We start from the raw sequence: 19,460 nt of genomic DNA on the forward strand, positions 1-19,460 counted from the left end.
ACCGAGTGTGGAACCTCGCACGGAGTTCCGTCGACCTCGCACCGTGCGAGGGGTGCGGCCGTACGATCGCCGCATGGAGCTCGAGTTCCGCGGCGAGGTCGTCGAGTGGCGCGGCCCGTCGCCGTTCTTCTTCGCCGTCGTGCCGCCGGACGCCGCCGAGGTCATCGCCGACCTCGCGCCGATGCTCACCTACGGGTGGGGTGTGATCCCCGCCCGGGTGACGATCGGCGCCGTCACCTGGACCACCTCGTTGTTCCCGAAGGACGGCGGGTACCTCGTGCCCCTTCGTGCTGCCGAGCGTCGCCGTGCTCAGGTGGAGGTCGGCGAGGCCCCGCAGATCACGCTCGAACTCGGCGGCCCCTGACCACCCACGGTGCGCTCGTGTTCGCACCGTGCGGCGACGGCAGACAGGGGAAGAAGAGAGGGGATGACGGGAATCGAACCCGCGTGGCCAGTTTGGAAGACTGGGGCTCTACCATTGAGCTACATCCCCGCGCCTGCGCACCAGGCGCAGCCAGACCATCGTAGCGGACGAACGAGCACCGAACGAACGAGCACGACATGCCAGGGCGCGTCATCCCCAAGCCGGACGCCGGCGCCGAGCGCACGATCCGCTGGTCGCGGGTGGTCTCGTACGCGCTGGTGGTCCTCGCGGCGATCGTCTTCTCGATGCGCCCGGAGCTGTTCGGTGATCCGCAGTCGCAGCCCGCGCACGCCCTGTTGCACGTGTGGCGGATCGTCGTCGGGATCGTGCTCGGGGTGGCGGCGCTCGGGGTCCAGGTGCTCGTCGGTGTGCGGTGGCGCAACGGCCTGCGACGCGCCGCAGCGGACGAGTGACGTTCCTCCCGGGAACCGCCCGGCCCCGGACCGCTAGACTCATCGGCGTCGCGTGCGCCCTTCGGCGTGCGCGAACACCCTGGCCCAGTCAAACGGGGCGTAGCTCAGCTTGGTAGAGCGCCCGCTTTGGGAGCGGGAGGTCGCAGGTTCAACTCCTGTCGCCCCGACCAGGTCCTCGAGAACCATCGACCACACGAACGTCAACCAACAGGAGAACATCCCGTGGCCACCAGCACCGTCGACAAGGTGAGCGACACCCGCGTCAAGCTCACCGTGAACGTGACGCCGGAAGATCTCAAGCCGAGCATCGACCACGCGTACAAGCACATCGCCGAGCAGATCAACATCCCCGGCTTCCGCAAGGGCAAGGTCCCGCCGGCGATCGTCGACCAGCGCGTCGGCCGTGGCGAGGTCCTGAACCACGCCGTCGGTGACGCCATCGACAACTTCTACCGCCAGGCGGTCGAAGAGCAGGAGCTGCGCATCCTCGGCCGTGCCGAGGCCGACGTCGCCGAGCTGCCGAACCTCGCCGACTTCGCCGGCGACCTCGTCCTCACCTTCGAGGTCGACGTGCGTCCCGAGTTCGACCTGCCGGACTACTCCGCGTACGAGCTCACCGTCGACGCCGTCGAGGTGTCGGACGACGAGATCGAAGAGGAGCTGCAGAACCTGCGCACCCGCTTCGGCACGCTCGTGACGGTCGACCGTCCGGCGAAGACCGGCGACTTCGCGCAGATCGACCTGACCGCCAGCATCGGCGACGACGAGGTCGACTCGGCCACCGGCGTCTCCTACGAGATCGGCTCCGGCGACCTGCTCGAGGGCATCGACGAGGCGCTCGAGTCCCTGACCGCCGGTGAGTCGACGAACTTCGAGTCGAAGCTCGTCGGTGGCGACCGCGAGGGCGAGACCGCCCAGATCGCCGTCACCGTCACCGCCGTCAAGGAGCGCGAGCTGCCCGAGGCCGACGACGAGTTCGCGCAGATCGCCAGCCAGTTCGACACGATCGACGAGCTCAAGGCGGACCTGAAGGAGCAGATCGCGAAGTCCAAAACCTTCGGTCAGGGCGCAGCGGCTCGCGACAAGCTCGTCGAGAAGCTCATCGAGGACGTCAACATCCCGATCTCGGCGCAGCTCATCGAGGACGAGGTGCACCGTCACCTCGAGCAGGAGAACCGCCTCGAGGACGACGAGCACCGCAAGGAGGTCTCGGAGTCCAGCGAGACGGCCTTCCGCTCGCAGATCCTCCTCGACTCGATCGCCGAGAAGGAAGAGATCCAGGTCTCGCAGGAGGAACTGACCCAGTACCTCATCCAGGCTGCTGCGCAGTACGGCATGGAGCCGGCCGAGTTCATCAAGGTCATCGACCAGAACGGCCAGATCCCCGGGATGGTCGGCGAGGTCGCCCGTTCCAAGGCCGTCGCGACCGTCCTGTCGAAGGTGACCGTCAAGGACACCAACGGCGACGCCGTCGACCTGTCCGCCTTCACGGCGGGCGTTGCGCAGGCTCCTGCTGAGGACGCCGAGTAACGATCTCGACGCCACCAGAACGACGGACGGGAGGCACGGTGCCAGCTGGCACCGTGCCTCCCGTCTCGTATTTCCGCACCACCGCATTGCTGTCGGCGAACACACGCGAAGTGGTGCGTTGCAACCGATAAGTTCGACAACAAGCGACAACTGAACGGGAGCTTTTCCATGGCCGAAGCAACACTGAACCCCAGTGTTTTTGACCGCCTTCTGAGAGACCGGATCGTGTGGCTCGGCTCCGAGGTCCGCGACGACAACTCGAACGAGATCGCAGCCAAGCTGCTGCTGCTCGCCGCCGAGGACCCTGAGAAGGACATCTACCTCTACATCAACTCGCCCGGTGGTTCGATCACCGCCGGCATGGCGATCTACGACACGATGCAGTTCGTCCCGAACGACATCGTCACCGTGGGCATCGGCCTGGCCGCGTCGATGGGACAGTTCCTGCTGTCCTCCGGCACGCCGGGCAAGCGCTACATCACGCCGAACGCCCGCGTCCTGCTGCACCAGCCGTCCGGCGGGTTCGGTGGTACCGCTGCCGACATCCAGACGCAGGCCAAGGTCATCCTCGACATGAAGCAGCGCATGGCGGAGCTCACGGCCGAGCAGACCGGCAAGTCGATCGAGCAGATCCTCAAGGACAACGACCGTGACAACTGGTTCACGGCGCAGGAAGCGCTCGAGTACGGCTTCGTCGACCACCTCCGCGCCTCGAGCGCCGAGGTCATCGGTGGCGGCGGCACCGTCGCCGACGGCGAGACGCCCACCAGCGCGGCCGACCCCGACGCCCAGTCCTGATCCCCACCGAAGAAAAGGAAACGAGAATGCATCTCCCAATGCTCGGTGGCGCGCAGAACGTCCCGGCTCCGTCCAATCGGTACATCCTGCCGAGCTTCGAGGAGCGCACGGCCTACGGCTACAAGCGCCAGGACCCGTACGCGAAGCTCTTCGAGGACCGCATCGTGTTCCTCGGTGTCCAGGTCGACGACGCGTCGGCTGACGACGTCATGGCCCAGCTGCTCGTGCTCGAGTCGATGGACCCGGACCGCGACATCGTCATGTACATCAACTCGCCCGGTGGCTCGTTCACCGCGATGACCGCGATCTACGACACGATGCAGTACATCCGTCCGCAGATCCAGACGGTCTGCCTCGGTCAGGCGGCCTCGGCCGCGTCGGTGCTCCTCGCCGGTGGGACGCCGGGCAAGCGCCTCGCGCTGCCGAACGCCCGTGTGCTGATCCACCAGCCCGCGACCCAGCAGGGTGGCGGTCAGGCGTCCGACATCGAGATCCAGGCGGCGGAGATCCTCCGCATGCGCACCTGGCTCGAGGAGACGCTGTCGAAGCACTCCAACAAGACGCCGGAGGAGATCAACCACGACATCGAGCGCGACAAGATCATGTCCGCGCAGGAAGCCGTGGAGTACGGCCTGATCGACCAGGTCCTCACCAGCCGCAAGAACCTGCCGGCGCTCGTCAAGTAGCACCAGCAGGAACGACGAAGGCCCCGCACCGATCGGTGTGGGGCCTTCGTCGTGCAGCGGTGTCAGTCGTCGGCGTCGTCCGTCTCGGGCGCGGGGCGCCGCCGCAGGAGCAGAAGCACCGCGACGACCGCGGCGACGAGGACGACGCCTCCGGCGCCGATCCAGAGCGCGTCGGTCGCGGCCGAGTCGGTGTCGCCCGAGGCGGTGCCGGTGGTGGCGGCCTCGGTCGAGTCGTCGCCCGCGGTGGCGCAGGTCGGCGGCGTCGACGATCCCGTCGCGGCCGAGAACCCGGACGGGGCCTTCCACGTGAAGGCGTACTCGTCGGAGACGGTGTGGCCGTCGGCGGAGACGATCTGCCACTCGACGGTGTACTTCCCGGAGTCGCCGAGCGCGGCGGGCGTCGTCATCGAGGGGCCGTCGACGTCGACGCAGCCGTCCTCGTAGTACTTCCCGTCCGGACCCACGACCCGGAAGGCGAAGCCCGACCCGGAGTCGCCGATGTCGAGCAGCTTGTCGTTCGTGGTGATCTCGAACGTCTTCGGCAGGCTCGTGAGCGTGCCGTCGACCTCCGGGGTGGACGCGATCAGGTAGTTGTGCGCGCTGGCGGGCCCCGCGAGCCCGAGGACCGCACCGCCCGCGATCGCGACGGCCGCGGCGGACCCGGCCACGAGCCTCCAGGCAGAGGACCGCAGTCGAGTCCGACGCGAGCCGCGCTGCGTCACTTGGCCGAGCTCCGGCGGCGCGTGCCGGCGACGGCGACGACCAGGGCGACGGCGCCGAGGACCAGGCCGCCCAGGCCGAGGAAACGGCCGACCAGGTCGGGGTCCGCGGGGGCCGTCGAGCCGGCTGCGGCCTCGGCGGTTGGCGTGGCGGCGACCGGGTCACCGTCGTCGTCCGTCGCCTCGGCCGCGGTCAGCGTGATCGAGGGGGCCGGGTGCTCGGGCTCGGCTTCGCCGGCCTGCTGCTCCTGGTTCCACTCGACCGAGCCCTTCTCGCAGGTCTGGATCGCGGGGAACTCGACGAGGTCGCCGGCCTTGCCGTCGGGCAGCGAGAAGGACAGCGCGAAGGTGTCGCGCTCGTCGGCGGGGAGCGGGGTCTTCGCGGTGTAGGTGATGCTCGTGACGCGCTCGGCGGCGTCCTCGGCGTGCTCACCGTCGGCCGCGGCGGAGGGGCTCGTGTACGGCTCGGTCGCCTTCGTGATCTTCCAGTTCGGGTTCACGGTGGGGGTGACCTCGATGACCGACTCCGGCACCTGGAACTCGATCTTCGTGGTGGGGGAGCCGTCGCAGCCGTGCGGGACGGAGAAGGTGGCCGTGGTGTACGAATTCGCGGCGGTCGAGGTGGCCGTCGCGGACACGTGCGCGCTGGCTGCGCCGGCGGTGCCGAGGACGATGACGGCCACTGCTCCGAGGGTGACGACGCCGCCGGCGGCGAGACGCTTCTGCATGGGGATCCTTCGGGGGTTGGTTCGACGGGGTTTCTACAACTTGTAGAGACGACGGGATCACGCTAGCAGGCCCGAACGCCCTGGGCGAACGCGCGCGCGAAATCCCGCGGCGCCGCACGGTCGGTGTCACCGGTTGCGGTTAGGCTCGTGTCCACGACGAGGTGCCCACCAGCAGCGGTGCACCAGCGGCCGGTGCGAGCGCGCGGGCCGGCATGTCCAACCAGGGAGGCACGGCAATGGCACGCATCGGAGAGAGCGGGGACCTCCTCAAGTGCTCCTTCTGCGGCAAGAGCCAGAAGCAGGTCCAGCAGTTGATCGCCGGTCCGGGTGTCTACATCTGTGACGAGTGCGTCGAGCTGTGCAACGAGATCATCGAGGAGCGCCTGGCCGAAGCCGGCGAGGACACCTCGAGCGGTGACTTCGAACTGCCGAAGCCGCGCGAGATCTTCGACTTCCTGCAGGAGTACGTCATCGGGCAGGACCCGGCGAAGCGCGCCCTCGCCGTGGCCGTCTACAACCACTACAAGCGCATCCGGGCACAGGGGCAGATCACCGCTGCCGAAGACCGCGACGACATCGAGATCGCGAAGTCGAACATCCTGCTCATCGGCCCGACGGGTTGCGGCAAGACCTACCTGGCGCAGACCCTGGCGAAGCGCCTCAACGTGCCGTTCGCCGTCGCCGACGCCACGGCCCTGACCGAGGCCGGCTACGTGGGCGAGGACGTCGAGAACATCCTGCTCAAGCTCATCCAGGCCGCCGACTACGACGTCAAGCGCGCCGAGACCGGCATCATCTACATCGACGAGGTCGACAAGATCGCCCGCAAGGCCGAGAACCCGTCGATCACGCGCGACGTCTCGGGCGAAGGCGTGCAGCAGGCACTGCTCAAGATCCTCGAGGGCACCGTCGCCTCCGTCCCGCCGCAGGGTGGTCGCAAGCACCCGCACCAGGAGTTCATCCAGATCGACACGACGAACGTCCTGTTCATCGTGGCCGGTGCGTTCGCCGGGCTCGAGGACATCGTGTCCTCACGCGTCGGCAAGCGGGGGATCGGCTTCGGGGCGCCGCTGCACAGTGCGACCGACCACCAGGACCTGTACTCCGAGGTCCTGCCGGAAGACCTGCACAAGTTCGGCCTGATCCCCGAGTTCATCGGTCGTCTGCCCGTCGTCACCACGGTGTCGCAGCTCGACCAGGCGGCGCTCATGCAGATCCTGACCGAGCCGAAGAACGCGCTGATCAAGCAGTACCAGCGGATGTTCCAGATCGACGGCGTCGAGCTCGAGTTCGACCAGGGCGCGCTCGAGGCGATCGCCGACCTGGCCGTGCTGCGCCAGACCGGTGCCCGCGGCCTGCGTGCCATCCTCGAAGAAGTGCTCGGCCCGGTGATGTTCGACGTCCCCTCCGACGACGACGTGGCCCGCGTGGTGATCACCCGCGAGTCCGTGCTCGAGAACGCCGCGCCGACCATCGTGCCGCGGCCTCGGGCGAAGCGCGTCGAGAAGTCGGCGTAGCGCTCCGGAACGCCGCGAAGGCCCGCACCGTTCGGTGCGGGCCTTCGTCGTGGTGGGGCGGTCGGCGCGGCCCGCGGATCGACGTCTGGTTCTTCCCATGACGGCTGCGATGGAAGGTGAGATCGGGCGTACCTGGTCGAAAGTTCCGACCAGGTATGCCCGATTCGACCCGGTACGCCCGGAAGCGCCCGGCCCGCCCCGCACGGCGCCCGCGCGGCGCCCTACTCCAGCCCGCGGCGCCGCAGCAGCGGCCCGACCTCGGCGTCACGGCCGCGGAAGTCGCGGTACGCCTCGAGCGGGTCCTTCGACCCACCGACACCCAGCAGGAGCGAAGCGAATCGACGGCCGGCGTCCCGGGAGAGCCCGCCGTTCTCGCGGAACCACTCGACCGTGTCGGCGTCGAGCACCTCGGACCAGATGTACCCGTAGTACCCGGCGTCGTACCCGCCCGAGAACGTGTGCGCGAAGTACGTCGACGAGTACCGCGGCGGGACGGCCTCGACGGCGATCCCGGCTGACTCGAGCGCCGAACGCTCGAAGTCCTCGACGGACGTCACCGCCGCGGCCTCCGCGGCGGAGAGTCGGTGCCACGCCTGGTCGAGCAGTGCTGCGGCCAGGTACTCGGTCGTGCCGAAGCCCTCGTTGAAGCCCTCGGACTCGCTCAGGCCCAGGACGAGCTCGGGCGGCAGCGGGGCACCGGTCTCGTGGTGCTTGGCGTAGTTCGCCAGGACCGACGGCCACGACACCCACATCTCGTTCACCTGGCTCGGGAACTCGACGAAGTCGCGTTCGACGTTCGTGCCGGAGAAGCGGGGGTAGGTGGTGCGGGCGATGAGGCCGTGCAGCGCGTGGCCGAACTCGTGGAAGAGCGTCTCGACCTCGTCCTGGATGAGCAGCGTCGGCGACCCGGGTGCCGGCTTCGCGACGTTGAGGTTGTTCACCACGACGGGCAGGGTGCCGAGCAGCTCGGACTGCTCGACGACCGGGTTCATCCAGGCACCGCCGCGCTTGCCGTCGCGCGTGTACAGGTCGAGCAGGTAGAGCCCGACGGGCTCGTCGTCGTCGCCGGTGACCTCGAAGACACGGACCTCGTCGTTGTAGCCGTGCAGGTCCGGACGCTCGGTGAACGTCAGGCCGTACAGTGCTCCGGCAGCGTGGAAGACGCCGTCGCGCAGGACCCGGTCGGCCTCGAAGTAGGGCCGGAGCGCGGAGCTGTCCGCGGCGAACTGCTCCCCGCGCAGGATCTCGGTGGCGTAGGCCCAGTCCCACGACTCGATGTCGAACCCGACGGTGCGGGACCGGACGGCTCGTTCGTCGTCGGCGTTCCGTGCCGCGGCGCCGACGAGCGACGACAGCAGCCCGTCGACGGCCTCGGGGGTCTTGGCGGTCTCGTCGGCGGTGACGACGGCGGCGTGGTTCGGGAACCCGAGCAGTTCGGCACGCTCGGCCCGGAGCCGCACGATGCGCAGCAGCACCTTGCGGTTGTCGTACTGGTTCCCGCGGCGACCGCGGGCGAGCGAGGCGCGCATGATCCGCTCGCGCAGGTCGCGGTTCGCCAGCGACGGCAGCCACGGGTGTCCGGTGTAGAGCGGCAGCGTGATGAGCCACCCCGCGAGCCCGCGGTCGGCGGCGGATCCGGCGGCGGCGGACTTCGCACCGTCGTCGAGGCCCTCGAGCTCGGCCTCGTCGGTCACGTGCACGGCGGAGTCGTTGGTGTCCTCGAGCAGGTTGCGCTCGAAGGTGGTGGTGAGCGTCGACAACTCCTGGTTGATCGCGGTCAGGCGCTCCTTGCCGGCATCGTCGAGTCCGGCGCCCGCCAGGGTCATCTCGGCGTGGGTACGCTCGACCAGTCGGAGCGCTTCGCCCTCGAGCCCGGCAGCTTCGGCGCCGTCGAGCACGGACTGCACCCGGGCGTAGAGCCGCGAGTCCAGCGTGATGGCGTCGCGGTGTGCGGCGAGCAGCGGCGAGATCTCGGCTTCGAGGTCGTGCAGCTCCGCCGTCGAGTCCGCCGACGACAGCGTGAAGAACACGTGGCTGACGCGGGTCAGCAACTGCCCGGAGCGTTCGAGGGCGATGAGGGTGTTCTCGACCGTCGGTGCGTGCGGATCGGTGGCGATGGCCTCGACCTCGGCGCGCTGCTCGGCCATGCCGGCCTCGAAGGCCGGCCGGTAGTGCTCGAGTCGCACGTCGCCGAAGGGCGGCAGCGCGTAGGGGAGGGTGCTCGGGACGTCGAACGGAGTTGCCATGGTCACCACACTACGGACGTCGCGCCGGGACGGGACGGACGGGAGGCCCGTGGCGGCCCCGCCCCGCGCCTCCCGTCCGCCCTGTGAGTGCGTTCCTTCCCATCGCGACCGGTCTGGAAAGCGGAATCGGGCGTACCGGGTCTGAAGAAACGACCCGGTACGCCCGAAACGACCAGCTAGGCGCGGGACGGCCCCGTCGCGGCGTCGATCAGCGTGGAAGCCGCACGGCGGGCGTGCGCGGCCGGCACCGTGGTGCCGGCGATGGCGGCCGTGGTCTGCGCGCCCTCGGCCAGCAGCGCGAGCTGGGCGGCGAGCTCCTCGGCACGCTCCGGATCGGTGACGACTTCGGCGGTGAGCTCCTGCACGAATCGCTGGAACGAGTCCTTGTGCTCGCGGGCGATCTCGGCGACCGCGGGCGACGTGGCCCCGAGCTCCCCGAAGGCGTTGATGAAGCCGCAGCCACGGAACGTGTCGTCCCCGAACCACGACTCGAGGAAGTCGTACACGGCGAGCAGTTTGTCGCGCGGGGTGGTGGCGGCCTCGACCGCACCGTGCACGCCGCGCTCCCACAGGTCGTGGCGCCCGGACAGGACGGCCGCGATGAGCTGCTCCTTGCCGGGGAAGGCCGCGTAGAGCTTCTTCAGCGAAACGCCGGCGCCGGTGCGGATCTCGTCCATGCCGACCGACTGGATGCCGCGCGTGTAGAACAACTGGTCCGCGACGTCCACGATGTGGGCGCGGACACCCGGTTCGACGGTGCTGGTTGCCATGACGTACCCCGTTCGCTGTGTGTTCACCGTTCCCGAGTTGCGCCGGGAACGATCGTTCTCTAGTGTAATCCACATCGGCGGAGAACGGTCGTTCTCCGCGATACTCAGGGAAGGAACGATCATGGGTGCCATCACCGTCGGAACCGAGAACAGCGTCGACATCGAACTCCACTACGAGGACAAGGGGACCGGGCAGCCGATCGTGCTGATCCACGGCTTCCCCCTCGACGGCAACTCGTGGGAGGGCCAGACCCCGGCCCTGCTCGAGGCCGGCTACCGCGTGATCACGTACGACCGCCGCGGCTTCGGGCAGTCCTCGCAGCCGAGCACCGGCTACGACTACGACACCTTCGCCGACGACCTGCACACGGTCCTCGAGACCCTCGACCTGCGCGACGTGATCCTGGTCGGCTTCTCGATGGGCACCGGCGAGATCGCCCGCTACATCGGCCGCCACGGACAGGACCGGATCGCCAAGGTCGCGTTCCTCGCCTCGCTCGAGCCGTTCCTGGCCATCACCGAGGACAACCCGGACGGTGCCGGCCCGATGTCGTTCTTCGAGGGCATCGCCGCCGACGTCGAGAAGGACCGGTACGCGTACTTCACGAACTTCTACCAGGACTTCTTCAACCTGTCGGAGAACCTCGGCTCGCGCATCTCGGAAGAGGCCGTCCGCAACGCCTGGAACGTCGCCGCCGGTTCCGGCTCCATCGCGTCCGCCGCAGCACCGCTGACCTGGCCGACGGACTTCCGCCAGGACATCCCGAAGGTCACCGTCCCGGCACTCATCGTGCACGGCACGGCAGACAACATCCTGCCGATCGACGCGACCGGTCGCCGCTTCACCAAGGCGCTGCCGGCCGCTGCGTACGTCGAGATCGAGGGCGCCCCGCACGGCCTGCTCACCACGCACACCGCCGAGGTGAACGAGGTCCTGCTCACCTGGCTCGCCGAGTCCTGATCCCTCGGCGATCACGCGGGCGCCTCACGGTCCCCGCATCGTGAGCAGGAATGGTCGGGTCCCCACCAGGGACCCGACCATTTCTGCTCACCAAGCGAACCGCGGACCGCGGACCGCGAACCGCGGACCGCGCGCCGCGAACCGCGAACCGCGAACCGCGGACCGCGCGTTAGTCCTCTTCAGCGGCGTCGTCGGGGTTCGTGACCTGTGCGTGCCCGGCATCGTCGAGGTGGATCGAGGTGCCGTCGTCGAGCTCGACGATCGGCTTGCCCTCCAAGAACGTCAGGGTCCAGCCCCACGCCCCGGTGTCGACCGACTCCGCAGCGAGCTCGTCCTCGACCCCGCGCACGGCGACGACCATCGCCTCGGGCAGTCGCGCAGGTGGTTCCGCACCCACGCCCCATCGTGTGCCCAACTGCATCCGTGCCTCCTGTCCGGTGGTGGACGGGCCGGGTCGCCGACGCGACCCGGCCCGGACGGCCGACCTTACGCCTGCTGCTCCGCGAGCTCGATCTCGGTGACCGCGAGCTCGTCACCGTCGACGAACGACAGGTTCTCGATGCGGCCGACGGCCGCCAGGTCGACCGCCGCGCGCTCGATGAGCACCCGCGTCTCCGTCGGCGCGGCGACCACGGCGCGCGTCACGGGCGTCTTCTGGGACGCCTTCGCCGCCGTCTTCGCCCCGCGGATCCCGATCAACGCCTGCCCGACGGCCGCGAGCAGCCCGGTGGGGGCCGCGTCGGTCGGCAGGTCGGCAGCGGTCGGCCAGGAGGCCCGGTGCACGCTCGTCTCGTGGGTCCAGGCCCACACTTCCTCCGTCGCGTACGGGAGGAACGGTGCCAGCAGTCGGAGCAGCACGTCGATCGCGCCGCGCAGCGCCAGGACCGCGCTCGCCTGGGTCTCGTGCGTCGCGTCGGCCGCCGTGCCGTACGCACGCTCCTTCACGAGCTCGAGGTAGTCGTCGCAGAAGGTCCAGAAGAACCGCTCCACGATCTCGAGCGCACGGGCGTGGTCGAACCCGTCGAACGCGGCGGTGGCCTGCTCGACGACCGCGCCGAGCTCGGCGAGCATGTCGACGTCGAGTGCCTCGGTCACGTCGCTCGCGCCCTCCGGCAGCGGGAACCCGTAGACGAACTTCGCCGCGTTCAGGACCTTGATCGCCAGACGACGACCGACCTTGATCTGCTTCGGGTTCTGCGGGTCGAACGCCGCATCGGTGCCGAGCTTCGACGACGCCGCCCAGTAGCGGACCGCGTCGGCGCCGTGCTGCTCGAGGATCGACAGCGGCGTGACGACGTTGCCCTTCGACTTCGACATCTTCTTGCGGTCGGGGTCGACGATGAAGCCGGAGATGCTCGCGTGCTTCCACGGCACGGTGTCCGCTTCGAGCTGGCTGCGGAGCACCGTCGTGAAGAGCCACGTGCGGATGATGTCCTGCGCCTGCGGGCGGACGTCGTACGGGTACACCAGGTCGTAGAGCTCCGGGTCGGTCTCCCACTTGCCCGCGAGCTGCGGGGTGAGCGACGAGGTGGCCCAGGTGTCCATGACGTCCAGCTCGCCCTGGAACCCACCGGCGACGCCGCGCTGGTCCTCGGAGTAGCCCGGCGCCGGGTCGGACGACGGGTCGACGGGGAGCTGCGCCTCGGTCGGGACGATCGGCTGGTCGAACACCGGGTTGCCGTCGGCGTCGAGCGGGTACCAGACCGGGATCGGCACCCCGAAGAACCGCTGGCGCGAGATGAGCCAGTCGCCGGACAGGCCACCGACCCAGTTGTCGTACCGGACGCGCATGAAGTCCGGGTGGAACGCGATCTCCTCGCCGCGGGCGCGGAGCGTCGCCTTCAGGGCTTCGTCGCGGGCGCCGTTGACGATGTACCACTGGCGGGTCGAGACGATCTCGAGGGGCTTGTCGCCCTTCTCGAAGAACTTCACCGGGTGGTTGATCGTCTTGACGTCGCCGACGAGCTCGCCGGACTCGGTCAGGGCGTCGACGACGACCTTCTTCGCCGAGAACACGGTCTTGCCGACCATCTCGGCGTAGAGCGCCTTGCCCTGCTCGCTCTCGATCCACGCGGGCTCGTCGGAGCGGACACGGCCATCGAAGCCGAGGATCGCGCGGTTCGGCAGCTGCAGCTCGCGCCACCACACGACGTCGGTGGTGTCGCCGAAGGTGCAGACCATCGCGATGCCGGCGCCCTTGTCCTTCTGTGCCAGGTGGTGCGCGAGCACCGGGACCTCGACGTCGAACAGGGGGGAGCGGACCGTGGTGCCGAACAGGTCCTGGAACCGCTCGTCGTCCGGGTGCGCGACGAGGGCGACGCACGCCGGCAGCAGCTCGGGGCGGGTCGTCTGGATCACGACGTCGTCGCCGCCGTCCGCACGGTGGAACGCGATGCCGTGGTAGGCGCCGGGCATCTCCTTGTCCTCGAGCTCGGCCTGCGCGACCGCGGTGCGGAACGTGACGTCCCACAGGGTCGGGGCGTCGGCCTGGTAGGCCTCGCCGCGCTCGAGGTTGCGGAGGAAGGCCCGCTGGGCGCTCGCCCGCGAGGTCTCGTCGATGGTGCGGTACGACTGCGTCCAGTCCACCGACAGCCCGAGGGTGCGGAAGAGCTCCTCGAACTGCTGCTCGTCCTGCACGGTCAGCTGGTCGCACAGCTCGATGAAGTTGCGGCGCGAGATCGGCAGCTGGTCGGCGGCCTTCGACGACTTGCCGTCGCCGCCCTCGAACGGCGGCGTGAAGTCGGGGTCGTAGGGCAGGGTCGGGTCGCAGCGGACGCCGTAGTAGTTCTGCACGCGCCGCTCGGTCGGCAGGCCGTTGTCGTCCCAGCCCATCGGGTAGAACACGTGCTTGCCGCGCATGCGCTCGAACCGCGCCTTGAGGTCGGTGTGCGTGTACGAGAACACGTGGCCGATGTGCAGCGACCCGGAGGCGGTCGGCGGCGGGGTGTCGATCGAGTACACGGCATCGCGGTGGCCGGCGGCGTCACGGTCGAAGCGGTACGTGCCGTCCTGCTCCCAGACCGGCCCCCAGACCTGCTCGAGTCCGTCGACGCTGGGCTTCTCGGGCATGGGCTTGGTCATGGCTGCGCCTTCCGTGCGTGTGTGCGGCACCGAGTCCGTGATGAGGTGCCTGAGTGTCCCTGCGCGATGCGAGGTGTCCCAATCGTAGCGGGCGGGGCCGACGCCGCTCGCGGGCGGTCGGAGCGGTGGCTACCACACCGACCTGTCGGACACGCCGGACACCTGGTAGTCTGTCGGAGTTTGTCCGGCGAGCGCGGGTTCGCAGGAACTGCACCGTTGCCGTCCGCCGGACGCCCGAAGGACGCACCGCACACCGGAGGAACGACTTGGCACCGAACGACGCACCCCACCCGCACGGCGATCGGCCGTTGCCGCACGGCGACCGACCGCTGCGCTCGAAGGGCGCTGCGAAGCGCGCTCGGCGCAAGCTCACGAAGGACGACGTCACCGTCGTCGAGGAGTCGCTGCTCAAGCGCGCCGTGGCGGCCGCCGCCCTCGGCAACGCGATGGAGTGGTTCGACTTCGGCATCTTCGCGTACCTGACCGTGACGATCTCGCAGGTCTTCCTGCCGCAGGGCGACCCGGCCGCGAACATCGTCGCGACCTTCGGGTTCTTCGCCGCGGCGTTCATCGTCCGACCGATCGGTGGCGCCGTGTTCGGCCCGATCGGCGACAAGATCGGTCGGCAGAAGGTCCTCGCACTGACGATGATCCTGATGGCCGCCGGCACGCTGATGATCGGCCTGATCCCGTCGTACGACTCGATCGGCTTCTGGGCTCCGGTCCTGCTGCTCGTGGCGCGCTTCGTGCAGGGCTTCTCGACCGGTGGTGAGTACGGCGGCGCCGCGACCTTCATCGCCGAGTACTCGCCCGACAAGCGCCGCGGGTTCATGGGTTCGTGGCTCGAGTTCGGCACCCTCGCCGGCTACGTGCTCGGTGCGTCGATCGTCACCGGCCTGCAGTTCGGCCTGTCCGAGGACGCCCTGCTCAGCTGGGGCTGGCGCATCCCGTTCATCATCGCGGGCCCGCTCGGTCTGATCGGGCTCTACCTGCGCCTCAAGCTGGAGGAGACGCCGGCCTTCCAGAAGCAGCAGGAGCAGGCCGCCGAGCGCGAGGGGCAGAAGACGCCGTTCCTCAAGCTCTTCGCCGAGAACTGGCGCTCGCTCATCATCTGCATCGGCCTGGTCCTGGTCTTCAACGTGACCGACTACATGCTGCTGTCGTACATGCCGACCTACCTCGAGCAGAACCTCGGCCAGAACGCCACGTTCGGCCTCATCCTGATCGTCGTCGTGATGCTGCTCATGATGGTCGTCATCACGTTCGGTGGCCGGCTGTCCGACAAGTTCGGCCGTCGTCCGGTGCTCGCTGCCGGCTGCATCGGCTTCATCCTGCTGTCCTGGCCGGCGCTCAAGCTCGTCCAGACCGGCACGGGCGTCGGGGTGTTCTCCGGCCTGCTGATCCTCGGTGTCGTGCTCGTCACGTTCACCTCGACCATGCCGTCGACGCTGCCCGCGCTGTTCCCGACGATCATCCGCTACGGCGCCCTCGCCATCGCGTTCAACGTGTCCGTGTCGCTGTTCGGTGGGACGACCCCGCTCGCGACGTCCGCGCTCATCAACGCCGCGAAGGACGCCGGCTACGGCTGGGCCGAGGACATCCCGGCCTTCTACCTGATGCTGGCCGCCGTCATCGGACTCGTCGCGGTGTACTTCACGAAGGAGACCGCGGCCACGCCGCTCATGGGCTCCGGTCCGACGGTCGGTTCCGAGGACGAGGTCGCCGGCGTGATCGACGACTACAACGACCCGAACTCGGAGTTCGCGCAGTCCGACTGGGCGAAGGAGTTCGCGACGAGTGAGATCCCGATCATCTCGGGTGACACGCCGAAGAAGGAGTCCGCGGACTCCTGACCCCGGTCAGACCCGCCCTGGAGGCCCGGTGCACGTCCGTCACGGACGCGCACCGGGCCTCCGGTCACGTCCAGGGCCGTGGTGCGGCCCCGAGACTCGGCGTCAGCGACCCGACTCGGGGCCTGCGGCCCGAGTCGGGTCGCCCTGCGCGAGACTCGGGCCTGCTGCCAGCCGCTCCGCGGCGTGCAGCAGGTGCGCGGTCACCGGGTGCGCCGGGCGCGCGAACACCGTCGCGGCGGGGCCGTGCTCGACGACCGCGCCCTCGTGCACGACGAGCACGTCGTCCGCCATCCGCCGGACCGCCAGCAGGTCGTGCGACACGAACACCATCGCGACCCCGGTGTCGTCGCGGAGCCGTTCGAGCAGGGTGAGCACGGCGTCCTGCACGGTGGCGTCGAGGGCGGTCACCGGCTCGTCGAGGACGATCACCTCGGGGTCGGTCGCCAGCGCCCGGGCGATCGCCAGGCGCTGCCGTTGCCCGCCGGACAGCGTGCGCGGGGAGCGCGGTCGGAGCGCCGGGTCGAGGTCGACCTGCCGCAGGGCTGCGTCCACCCGGGCGGCGAGCGGACCCTGGGCACGTCGAGCGTCGCCCCGCGAGAACGCGTCGGCGAGGACCCGCTCGACCGACCACCGTTCGTCGAACGTGGCACCGGGGTCCTGCACGACAGCCGAGACGCGGTGGCGCCGAGGGCGTCGGTCGTGCTCGGGGAGCGGTACCCACGGTTCGCCGTCGAGTGCGACGGTGCCGCCGTCGGTTGTCTCGAGCCCGAGCAGGACGCGCGCGAGGGTCGTCTTGCCCGAGCCCGAGGCGCCGATCACCCCGAGCACCCGTCCGCGGTCGAGTCCGAACGACACGTCGTCGACCGCGCGGACGCCGCCGAAGTCGCGCGCGAGGCCCTCGGCGACGAGCACGCCCCTCGCACCGTGCGAGGTTGCGCGCTGGGTGCCGCGGTCGCCGATCGGCGCACGGTGCGTGGACGTGCGCTCGGTGCGAGGTTGCCCGCTCCGTGCGTCGTCAGAGGCCTGCACGGAGCCATCAACCTCGCACCGATCGACCAGATCGGCACCGTGCGAGGCAGCGCGCACCAAGGCCTGCGTCGCGGCGTGCTGCGGGTCCTGCAACACCGAGGCGACCGGACCCTGCTCGACGATCCGCCCCTCGTGCATGACGGCCACGCGGTCGGCCCACCCCGCGACGAGCCCGAGGTCGTGCGTGATCACGAGCAGCCCCGCCCCGCGCTGCTGCGCCGCCCGCAGTTGTTCCATCACGGTGACCGCGACCCCGGCGTCCAGGGCGGTCGTGGGCTCGTCGGCGACCACGAGCGCGGGCGACCCGATGGTGGCCGCGGCGATGAGGGCCCGCTGCCGCATCCCGCCCGACAGCGTGCCGGCGAGTCGGCCGTCGGTCGCGATGTCCGGATCGAGGCCGACCGCTCGCAGGGCATCGCGCACGGCGTCCACGCGCTCGGCCGCACCCATCTCGGTGTGCAGGCGGAGGCTGTCGGCGACCTCGCGCCCGACCGGTCGCAGCGGGTCCAACGCGCCCAGGGCCTCCTGGCCGACGTAGCCGACCCGCGACCCGCGCACCTGGCGCCACCGCCGGTCGGAGAACGCCCGGACGTCGAGGCCGGCGACGGTGAAGGCGTCGGCGCGGACGGCGGAGCCGGGCGCGGACAGGCCGAGCGCGGCGCGCGCGGTGACGGTCTTGCCGGAGCCGGATGCGCCGACCAGCGCGACACACTCGCCGGCGTCCACCCGCAGCGTGACGTCGTGCACGATCGGCGTGCCGGCGATGGCGACGTGCAGCCCCTGCACCTCGAGGACGGTGGTCATCGGACGACTCCTGTTCGGCGGATCGCGCGACCGAGCACGGTGACGGCGGTCGCGAGCACCACGATGGCGAGTCCGGGGAAGGTGCTCATCCACGGCGCGGTCTGCAGGTAGGTCCGGCCGTCGGCGAGCATCGCGCCCCACTCCGGAGCCGGGGGCGGTGTGCCGACGCCGAGGTAGCTCAGTGCCGAGGCCCAGACGATCGCCTGACCGACGCCGAGCGTGGCGACGGCGACGACGGGCCAGAGTGCGGTGGGCAGGACGTGCCGAACCACGATGCGGACGGGGGAGCGGCCCTGCAGCACGGCCGTCTCGACCACCTGCGACGACCGGGCGGCACGGACCAGCCCACGGACGATGCGGGCGTAGCCGGGGGCGGTGGCGAAGCCGACGGCGAGCACGGCGGGGACCGGGCCGGGTCCGGTGACGGCGATGACCACCAGGGCGACGAGCAGCAGCGGCAGGGCGAACGCCACCTCGGTCACGCGGCCGATCACGGCGTCGAGCAGGCGGCCGAACCGGCCCGCCCCGGCACCGAGCCCGGCGACGACGCCGAGCAGGACGCCCGCTCCGCCCCCGATCAGGGTCGCGGCGACGCCCACGACGAGCGATGCGCGGGTCCCCGCGACCACCCGTGCCAGGACGTCGCGACCGGACTCGTCGGTGCCGAACGGGTGGGCGCCGCTCGGGGCGGTCAGGGCGTCCGTGGGGTGCACCGCGAGCGGGTCGCCGCCGCCGAGCAGCGCCGGCCAAGCGGCCGCCACGACGGCGACGAGGACGACCACCGCCGCGGCGGTGCCGCCGACGCCGAGCGTCCCCCCACGGACGCGCTCGGCGCCGGCGGCGGTCTGGTGGCCGGGCGCTCCGGTCTGGAGGCCCGGGTCGGCGATCCCGCTCACCGCGCGTCCGCCGGTCGGCCGGGTCCACGGCGTCGCGCGGTGCCGCCGCGTGCGCCGCCGTTCCGCGCACTGCTGCCCGCCGACGTGCGCGGGTCGACGACGCGCTCGACCAGGTCGGCGACGGCCAGCACCACGACGTACGCGGCTGCGGACACCAGCGCGATCCCGGCGACGAGCGGCATGTCCCGCTGCGTGACGGCGGTCACGAGGGCGCGGCCGATGCCCGGGAGCGCGAACACCGACTCGACGACGACGGCCCCGGACACCAGGGATCCGAAGGCCCAGGCGGACAGGGCGATCCCGGGCAGCGCCGCGTGGCGGAGCAGGTGCCGGGAGAACAGCCCGAGGCGGGTCTCGCCACGGCCACGGGCGGCGAGCGCGAAGGCGGACCGTTGCGCGTCGACGACCCCGTCGCGGACGGTCTCGGCCAGGTACCCGGCGACCGGGACGGCCACCGTCAGCACCGGGAGCACCCAGCCGCGGGCCGTGCCGTCGCTCACCGCGGGCACCCAGCCGAGGGCGCTCGCGAACACCACGATGAGCACGCTGCCGAGCCAGAAGTGCGGCATGACGCTCGCGGTGACACTCAGTGCGCTCGTCAGTCCGGCCGCGAACCGGCCGCGCTGCGTCGACCACCAGGCCGCGACGATCGCCAGGACCCACGCGACGACGAGCCCGGCCACCGCCAGGGTCAGCGTGACCGGGAGCTGCTGGCCGAGCAGGGTGGCGACGGGGGTGCGGAAGGCGTAGGAGTCACCGAGCTGCAGGGTGGCGAGGCGACCGAGGAACACCGCGTACTGCACGAGCACGGGCTGGTCGAGGCCGTACTCGTGGCGGACCCGGGCGACGGCCTCGGCGGAGGCCTGCGAACCCGGACCCCCAAGGATCGCGAGTGCGGGGTCGCCGGGGATGAGCCGGACCGCGACGAAGACGATCGTCGCGACGGCCCAGAGCACACCGACGCCCCCGGCGAGCCGCCGGACGGCCCACCAGACCCATCGCATC

General features: G+C 70.4%; 17 protein-coding genes and 2 tRNA genes. 9 read left to right on the forward strand and 10 right to left on the reverse strand.

The features are described 5' to 3' along the window. The first annotated feature begins 73 nt into the window (after nt 1-73). The gene (locus EDF63_RS13150) at nt 74-364 is read left to right on the forward strand and encodes a DUF1905 domain-containing protein (protein ID WP_123313456.1); all 291 of its coding nucleotides are present in this window, start codon (nt 74-76) and stop codon (nt 362-364) included. Nucleotides 365-422: 58 nt separating this feature from the next. On the opposite strand, the gene EDF63_RS13155 is transcribed toward EDF63_RS13150, so the two are convergent. After that, nucleotides 423-493 (reverse strand) — tRNA-Gly (locus EDF63_RS13155). Nucleotides 494-561: 68 nt separating this feature from the next. Here EDF63_RS13155 and EDF63_RS13160 point away from each other — a divergent pair. The 5 genes from EDF63_RS13160 to EDF63_RS13180 all read left to right on the forward strand — a co-directional run bounded on the left by EDF63_RS13160 (nt 562) and on the right by EDF63_RS13180 (nt 3,851). Beyond that, nucleotides 562-837 carry a hypothetical protein gene (locus EDF63_RS13160; RefSeq protein WP_123313457.1) on the forward strand — a complete coding sequence of 92 codons (276 nt, stop codon included), beginning with the start codon at nt 562-564 and terminating at the stop codon, nt 835-837. 93 nt (nt 838-930) lie between these two features. After that, nucleotides 931-1,007 (forward strand) — tRNA-Pro (locus tag EDF63_RS13165). Between the two features lie 52 nt (nt 1,008-1,059). Then, a complete protein-coding gene (tig, locus tag EDF63_RS13170; RefSeq protein ID WP_185021418.1) occupies nt 1,060-2,367 on the forward strand; it encodes a trigger factor in 1,308 nt (435 codons plus the stop codon). Nucleotides 2,368-2,535: 168 nt separating this feature from the next. Further along, nucleotides 2,536-3,165 (forward strand): ATP-dependent Clp protease proteolytic subunit, encoded by a 630-nt coding sequence (locus EDF63_RS13175; RefSeq protein WP_123313459.1) that lies wholly within the window; start codon nt 2,536-2,538, stop codon nt 3,163-3,165. A gap of 26 nt (nt 3,166-3,191) precedes the next feature. Then, nucleotides 3,192-3,851 (forward strand): ATP-dependent Clp protease proteolytic subunit, encoded by a 660-nt coding sequence (locus EDF63_RS13180; RefSeq protein WP_027464696.1) that lies wholly within the window; start codon nt 3,192-3,194, stop codon nt 3,849-3,851. Between the two features lie 62 nt (nt 3,852-3,913). Here the strand turns inward: EDF63_RS13180 and EDF63_RS13185 are convergent, their stop codons facing one another. Both EDF63_RS13185 and EDF63_RS13190 read right to left on the reverse strand, forming a co-directional pair. After that, nucleotides 3,914-4,519 carry a copper resistance CopC family protein gene (locus tag EDF63_RS13185; RefSeq protein WP_185021419.1) on the reverse strand — a complete coding sequence of 202 codons (606 nt, stop codon included), beginning with the start codon at nt 4,517-4,519 and terminating at the stop codon, nt 3,914-3,916. 50 nt (nt 4,520-4,569) lie between these two features. Further along, nucleotides 4,570-5,298 (reverse strand): YcnI family protein, encoded by a 729-nt coding sequence (locus EDF63_RS13190; protein WP_123313461.1) that lies wholly within the window; start codon nt 5,296-5,298, stop codon nt 4,570-4,572. 236 nt (nt 5,299-5,534) lie between these two features. On the opposite strand from EDF63_RS13190, the gene clpX reads away from it, so the two are divergent. Further along, complete coding sequence (gene clpX / locus EDF63_RS13195; RefSeq protein ID WP_111084519.1) at nt 5,535-6,815, forward strand: ATP-dependent Clp protease ATP-binding subunit ClpX; 1,281 nt, start codon at nt 5,535-5,537, stop codon at nt 6,813-6,815. 221 nt (nt 6,816-7,036) lie between these two features. Here the strand turns inward: clpX and EDF63_RS13200 are convergent, their stop codons facing one another. After that, on the reverse strand, nt 7,037-9,061 hold the full coding sequence (locus EDF63_RS13200) for a M3 family metallopeptidase (RefSeq protein WP_123313462.1): 2,025 nt from the start codon (nt 9,059-9,061) through the stop codon (nt 7,037-7,039). Nucleotides 9,062-9,237: 176 nt separating this feature from the next. After that, a complete protein-coding gene (locus tag EDF63_RS13205; RefSeq protein WP_123313463.1) occupies nt 9,238-9,831 on the reverse strand; it encodes a TetR/AcrR family transcriptional regulator in 594 nt (197 codons plus the stop codon). 121 nt (nt 9,832-9,952) lie between these two features. Between EDF63_RS13205 and EDF63_RS13210 the strand changes: the two genes are divergently transcribed. Continuing rightward, nucleotides 9,953-10,792: an alpha/beta fold hydrolase gene (locus tag EDF63_RS13210; protein ID WP_123313464.1), complete on the forward strand. Its 840-nt coding sequence runs from the start codon at nt 9,953-9,955 to the stop codon at nt 10,790-10,792. A 169-nt stretch (nt 10,793-10,961) separates the two neighbouring features. Here the strand turns inward: EDF63_RS13210 and EDF63_RS13215 are convergent, their stop codons facing one another. Both EDF63_RS13215 and valS read right to left on the reverse strand, forming a co-directional pair. Beyond that, nucleotides 10,962-11,213, reverse strand: a complete 252-nt coding sequence (locus EDF63_RS13215) for a hypothetical protein (protein ID WP_123313465.1) — start codon at nt 11,211-11,213, stop codon at nt 10,962-10,964. A gap of 65 nt (nt 11,214-11,278) precedes the next feature. Beyond that, nucleotides 11,279-13,873, reverse strand: a complete 2,595-nt coding sequence (gene valS / locus EDF63_RS13220) for a valine--tRNA ligase (RefSeq protein WP_260233109.1) — start codon at nt 13,871-13,873, stop codon at nt 11,279-11,281. 266 nt (nt 13,874-14,139) lie between these two features. Between valS and proP the strand changes: the two genes are divergently transcribed. Further along, on the forward strand, nt 14,140-15,726 hold the full coding sequence (gene proP, locus EDF63_RS13225; protein WP_260233110.1) for a glycine betaine/L-proline transporter ProP: 1,587 nt from the start codon (nt 14,140-14,142) through the stop codon (nt 15,724-15,726). A 102-nt stretch (nt 15,727-15,828) separates the two neighbouring features. On the opposite strand, the gene EDF63_RS13230 is transcribed toward proP, so the two are convergent. From EDF63_RS13230 to EDF63_RS13240, 3 genes are read right to left on the reverse strand one after another with little or no spacing between them, the layout of a single operon-like run. Further along, nucleotides 15,829-17,559, reverse strand: coding sequence for an ABC transporter ATP-binding protein (locus EDF63_RS13230; protein WP_123313466.1), 1,731 nt, complete (start codon nt 17,557-17,559; stop codon nt 15,829-15,831). Next, nucleotides 17,556-18,455, reverse strand: coding sequence for an ABC transporter permease (locus EDF63_RS13235; protein WP_123313467.1), 900 nt, complete (start codon nt 18,453-18,455; stop codon nt 17,556-17,558). Before EDF63_RS13235 ends, EDF63_RS13230 begins: the two co-directional genes overlap by 4 nt. Beyond that, on the reverse strand, nt 18,452-19,459 hold the full coding sequence (locus EDF63_RS13240) for an ABC transporter permease (protein WP_123313468.1): 1,008 nt from the start codon (nt 19,457-19,459) through the stop codon (nt 18,452-18,454). Before EDF63_RS13240 ends, EDF63_RS13235 begins: the two co-directional genes overlap by 4 nt. Between the last annotated feature and the right edge of the window lies 1 nt (nt 19,460).

It is taken from the genome of Curtobacterium sp. JUb34 (assembly GCF_003755065.1).
GTDB lineage: Bacteria > Actinomycetota > Actinomycetes > Actinomycetales > Microbacteriaceae > Curtobacterium.